This is a genomic window from uncultured Tessaracoccus sp., assembly GCF_947255005.1.
Classification (GTDB): Bacteria; Actinomycetota; Actinomycetes; order Propionibacteriales; family Propionibacteriaceae; genus Arachnia.
In genome coordinates this window covers 1-5,439 of sequence record NZ_CAMYFI010000097.1, presented here as the reverse complement: position 1 = coordinate 5,439, position 5,439 = coordinate 1, and the positions used below count along the sequence as shown (strand labels likewise).

Annotated in this window: 4 protein-coding genes; 3 read left to right on the top strand and 1 reads right to left on the bottom strand. The window is 67.1% G+C overall.

What is annotated here, in order from left to right:
* Window positions 1–444 (top strand): TadE/TadG family type IV pilus assembly protein (locus tag Q0X61_RS12450; RefSeq protein ID WP_297743107.1); only part of this gene is annotated, 444 nt, incomplete at its 5' end.
* 134 nt (window positions 445–578) lie between these two features.
* Here Q0X61_RS12450 and Q0X61_RS12445 read toward each other — a convergent pair.
* A complete protein-coding gene (locus Q0X61_RS12445; protein WP_297743106.1) occupies window positions 579–965 on the bottom strand; it encodes a (deoxy)nucleoside triphosphate pyrophosphohydrolase in 387 nt (128 codons plus the stop codon).
* Between the two features lie 51 nt (window positions 966–1,016).
* On the opposite strand from Q0X61_RS12445, the gene Q0X61_RS12440 reads away from it, so the two are divergent.
* Both Q0X61_RS12440 and Q0X61_RS12435 read left to right on the top strand, forming a co-directional pair.
* Window positions 1,017–2,345, top strand: coding sequence for a nitrate/nitrite transporter (locus Q0X61_RS12440; RefSeq protein ID WP_297743104.1), 1,329 nt, complete (start codon window positions 1,017–1,019; stop codon window positions 2,343–2,345).
* A gap of 77 nt (window positions 2,346–2,422) precedes the next feature.
* The coding region (locus tag Q0X61_RS12435; RefSeq protein ID WP_297743108.1) for a glycine--tRNA ligase at window positions 2,423–5,439 on the top strand (3,017 nt) is incomplete at its 3' end.

Genomic DNA, 5,439 nt, shown 5'->3' with positions numbered 1-5,439 from the left:
ACTCCACGCACTCAACACCAACCCCAGGAACCCATGATGCGAAAACATGATGAACGAGGCGCCATCGCGGTGTGGGCGTCGGTGGCGTTCTTCGCGTTCATGATCGCGATCGGCATTGGCGTCGATTTCTCCGGACACGCCCGCGCGGAACAAGAACTGCGCACCGTCGCACGTGAGGCAGCTCGCACGGGGGCGCAGGAGGCGAGCGTCGTCATCGACGATGCAAAACTCGACCCCATCCGCGCCGCCGCTGCGGCTCAGCGCTATCTCCACGCAACCGGCTACAACGGTACGGCAACCGTGACGGGAGGGAAGACCGTCGAAGTGCGCCTGCGCGACACCTACTCCTGCAAGTTCCTGTCCATCATCGGCATTCACACTCTGCCGACGAAGGGGGCAGGGCAGGCAATCATGCAGCCGGCCTACGAAGGACGCCCAGGGTAGCCACCAGAAACTTCAAAATCCGTACCCAGATTCATCTGACCCCCGATTTCGGCATGGTTAGTCAATCTGCGTACGGATTTTGAAGTTTCAGTGCCGTTCACTGCCCACTCGCGCCCACGCACGGGCGCTAAAGGTCAACCGTTCGTGAGGAAAGCGACGGTCGGGAGATCGGCAGGCGCCCAGTCGAGCTGGGTGAGTTCCTCTATCGCCACCCAGCGCGCCTCGCTGTGCTCGGTGAGCTGGGGTTCGCCGTCGACGATGGTGCACCGGTACGTCGACAGCGCGACAAGGCCGTAGCTGTAGGCATGTTCGGTGTCGACCAGGTGCTCGCCCACTTGAACGGTGCAGCCGAGCTCCTCCTGGATCTCCCGTACAAGCGCCTGGCTAGGGGTTTCTGCTGGTTCGAGTTTGCCTCCCGGGAACTCCCACAACCCGTCGAGGGGACGTCCCGGCCCGCGGCGGGCAGCAAACACCAGCCCGTCGCGCATGATGACGGCTCCGACCACCTCGATGCGTTCCACGTCGCAAACGTAACAGCACCCGCGTCCACCGCAACGGTCAGTATTCTTTCCGTGAGAGTAAGGCAGGTGATGATGGCTCGACGTTGGCTGGTGCTCGGGGTTGGCCTGTTGGCCTACATCGTCGCGATGCTGCACCGCTCTTCCTTAGGCGTGGCCGGTCTCGAAGCTGCCGAACATTTCGGGGCCACGCCATCGATGGTCTCGACGTTCGTCGTAATGCAGGTGGCCGTCTACGCGCTGGCGCAGATCCCCGTCGGCACGCTGCTCGACCGCTTCGGTCCGCGCCTCATGATGACGGCGGGCTCCGCGGTGATGGCGTGCGGGCAGCTGCTACTCGCGACGGTCGACGCGCTGGGTTGGGCCTACGTTGCGCGGTTTCTCGTCGGGCTTGGGGATGCCTGTATCTACGTGTCGCTGTTGGCGCTCATTCCCCGGTGGTTCCCACCGAGGCTGGCGCCGCTGCTCGCCCAGCTTGCTGGGATGACGTCGGTGTTTGGCCAGCTCGCTGCCATCTACGGGCTTTTGCCGCTCATTCAGCATCAGGGCTGGCGCTTCGGCCTTCTGGTGGCCGCGGGCCTCGGGGCTGCGATGTCGGCGACGGTGTTCACGCTCGTCCGCAATGCCCCAGGCCACCAGCAACCCGTGACACCACCACGATTGCGCGACGTCAACCGTAACCTCGCGGAGACGATCCGCCACCCAGGAACGCAGCTGGGGTTCTTTGTCCACCTGACGTCTGGGTTCTCCATGAACGCGTTCGTGCTGATGTGGGGGCTGCCGTACCTGCAGCAGGCGCAAGGGTTGAGTCAGGCGATGGCGTCGCTGATGTTCACGCTGATCACTGTCTCGGGCATCATCATCGGCCCCCTCATCGGCGTACTTACCGCTCGACATCCGCTCAGACGGTCAAACCTCGCGCTCACCATTATCTGGGCCTCATTGTGCTGCTGGCTAGCGGTGTTGCTGTGGCCGGGCCAGGCGCCGCTGTGGCTGATCGTGCTGCTCGTGCTGTCGCTGGCAGCGGGCGGGCCGGGCACCGCCGTCGGCTTCGACTACCCGCGCACGCTGCTACCCCTGGCGCGTATCGGGGTGGCGAGTGGCGTCGTCATCATGGGCGGTTTTCTGGGCGCGACGCTCACGATCCTGCTCATCGGTTGGGTGCTCGACACCATTTCCGGCGGCGCCAGCTCCTACACCTTCGAGCAGTGGCAGCAGGCCATGTGGGTGCAGATTCCGGTGTTCGTCGTCGGGCTGCTCGGCATTTACATCACCCGCACCCGGCTCCGGCGCAAGATGCGAGCCCACGACGTGATCGTGCCCACGTGGCGGGAGGCGATCGGCCGGCAGTGGCGCAACCGGCGGGTGCGCCGTCGGAGATAATGCGCCAGGTCACGTACCGGCGGGCGGGACGGGCTGACCTCGAGGCGCCACGTCGCTAGACTGACCGCGTGCTGACGATGCAAGATGCCCTCCGCAAGCTTTCGGACTACTGGACCTCCAAGGGATGCCTCACGTGGCAGCCCTTCAACACGGAGGTCGGTGCCGGCACCATGAACCAGGCCACGGTGCTGCGAGTGCTCGGCCCTGAGCCGTGGGACGTGGCGTACGTCGAGCCTTCGGTGCGCCCCGACGATTCCCGTTACGGCGAGAACCCGAACCGCCTGCAGACGCACACGCAGTTCCAGGTGATCTTGAAGCCCGAGCCGGGCAACCCGCAGGAGCTGTACCTCGGCTCGCTCGAGGCGCTCGGCATCGACCTCGACGCCCACGACGTGCGCTTCGTCGAAGACAACTGGCAGCAGCCGGCCATCGGCGCGTGGGGGCTCGGCTGGGAGGTCTGGCTCGACGGCATGGAGATCACGCAGTTCACCTACTTCCAGCAAGTGGGCGGGCAGAACCTCGACCCGATCCCCGTCGAACTCACCTACGGCATCGAACGCATTTTGATGGCCCTACAAGGCAAAACGCACTTCAAGGACATCGTCTACGCCGTCGCAGCCGACGGTCGCGAGGTGACCTACGGCGAGGCGTACGGCCAGCAAGAGTACGAGATGAGCCGGTACTACCTCGACGACGCCGACGTCGACGCGAACCGCTCGCTGTACGAGGCGTACGTCTCGGAGGCGACGCGCATGGTCGAGGCCCGCCTCCCCGTGCCCGCGCACATCTACATTCTGAAGTCGTCGCACGCGTTCAACGTGCTCGACGCCCGCGGCGCCATCTCCACGACGGAGCGCGCCAAGGCGTTCGCGACGATGCGCCGCCTCATGCGCGACACCGCCGCGCTCTGGGTGGAGCGGCGTGAGGAGCTCGGCTTCCCGCTGCTGCGTGAGGCGCAGCCCGTCGAGACGCAACCCGTTGTGGAAGGCGATCTGCCGACGTCCGCGCAGACGCTTGCGGTGGAGATCGGCGTCGAGGAGCTGCCCCCGCACGTGGTGGCGCCCACCGTCGAATACGTGCGCTCGCAGCTCACCGAGAAGCTGGCGGGCACGCGTCTGGAGCACGGCGAGGTGCAGGTCGAGGGCACGCCGCGACGCATCGTCGCCACCGTGGCCGACCTCGCCCCCGCTGAGCCGGACACAAAGCAGCTGCGCAAGGGCCCGAAGTGGGCGGCGGCATTCGACGGCGACGGAAACCCGACGAAGGCGCTGCAGGGCTTCGCCCGCGGGCAAGGCGTCGATGTCGATGCCGTAGTCAAGGCTGAGATCGGCGGCAACGAACACGCCGCCGTCGAGGTCGAGGTGACCGGGCGCGACGTGCGCACCGTCATGGCTGAGATCGTCGCCGACATCGTCTCAGGGTTGCGCGCCGAGAAGAACATGCGCTGGTGCGACGAGAAGCTGTCGTTCTCGCGCGCCATCCGCTGGCTGGTGGCGCTGTGGGGCACCGCGGTAGTGCCGGTGGAGGTCTCGGGCGTGCGCGCCGGCCGCACCACCTACCTGCAGCGGGTCACGGCGAGCACCGCCGCATCCGGCACCCGCGCCGACGGGGTGCCCGTCGGGTTCCGCGACGTCGCCTCCGCCGACGAGCTACTTCCCACCCTCGCTGAGGGCAAGGTGTTGCTCGCGACGGATGAGCGCCGGGCGAGCGTCGTCGAGCAGGCGAAGCGGCTGGCGACGTCGGTGGGCGGCGTGATTGATTTCGACGCGAACGCCGCGCTGGTGGATGAGATCACCAACCTCGTGGAGGAGCCCGTCGGTATTCTCGGCACCTTCGACGAGCGGTATTTGGAGTTGCCGGAGCGCATTTTGACCTCCGTCATGGCGAAGCACCAGCGCTACCTGCCGGTGCGGGACGCCGACGGGAAACTCATGGCGTACTTCGTGACGATGGCCAACGGCATCTGCGACGAGCAGCTCGTCGCGGCCGGCAATGAGTCGGTGCTGCGCGCCCGCTACGAGGACGCGCTGTTCTTCTGGAACCAAGATCTGGCCGAGGAGCGCGTCGACGCCTTCGTGCCCGGCCTTGAGAAGCTCACGTTCGAGGATCGACTGGGCTCCGTCGGCCAGCGCGCGCGTCGCATCGCCGACGTGGCAGAAGCGCTTGCGGACATCGTCGGGCTGGATGATCGGGCGACGCTGCAACGTGCCGGCGAGCTCGCGAAGTTCGACCTGGCTACGAATCTTGTCGTGGAGATGAGCTCCCTGGCGGGCTTCGTCGCGCGCGAATATGCGGTGCGCAAGGGCGAGACGCAGTCCGTCGCCGATGCCCTGTACGAGATGGAGCAGCCGCACACGTCCGCCGACGATGTGCCGTCGACGGTGCCTGGCGCGCTGCTGGCGTTGGGCGACCGCTTCGACCTCCTGGCCGCCATGTTCGCGCTCGGCGCGAAGCCGACCGGTTCGTCGGACCCGTTTGGGCTTCGACGCGCCGCGCTCGGCGTCGTGCGTATCCTGCGCGAGGTGCCTGGCGTCGAGGCAATCACCATCCGACAAGGCCTTGAGGCCGCCGTCGCGCGCATCGCTGCGCAGGGCGTCGAGGTAGTCGACGGTGCCGTCGATGCCGCGGAGGAGTTCACCGTTGGGCGCTTCGCGCAGCTGCTGCGCGACGAGGGCCACTCGGCCGAGATCGTCGCCGCCGTGCTGCCTGCCGCGAACGCCCCCGGCCGTGCCGCGCGTCTGCTGCGGGAGCTCGTCGATGCCGGCGAGTCGGTGAAACCCCTTGTCGCGGCGCTCGTGCGCATCCAGCGGATCCTCCCCGACGATGCCCCCGCCAGCTACGACGCCGCACTGCTCACCGAGTCCGCTGAGGTGGCGCTGCGCGAACAGCTCGAGGCACTGCCCGACGGCCTCCCCGACGCGCCGTTCGCCGAACTCGTGCAGCGCACGGCACCGCTCGTCGACGCCGCCCAGCGATTCTTCGACGACATCCTCGTGAACGCCGACGACGCCTCCGTCCGCGCCTCGCGCCAAGGGCTGCTCGCCAGCGTGCTGGCAGTAGCACCGTCGGACATCGACTGGAAAGCCCTCGACGT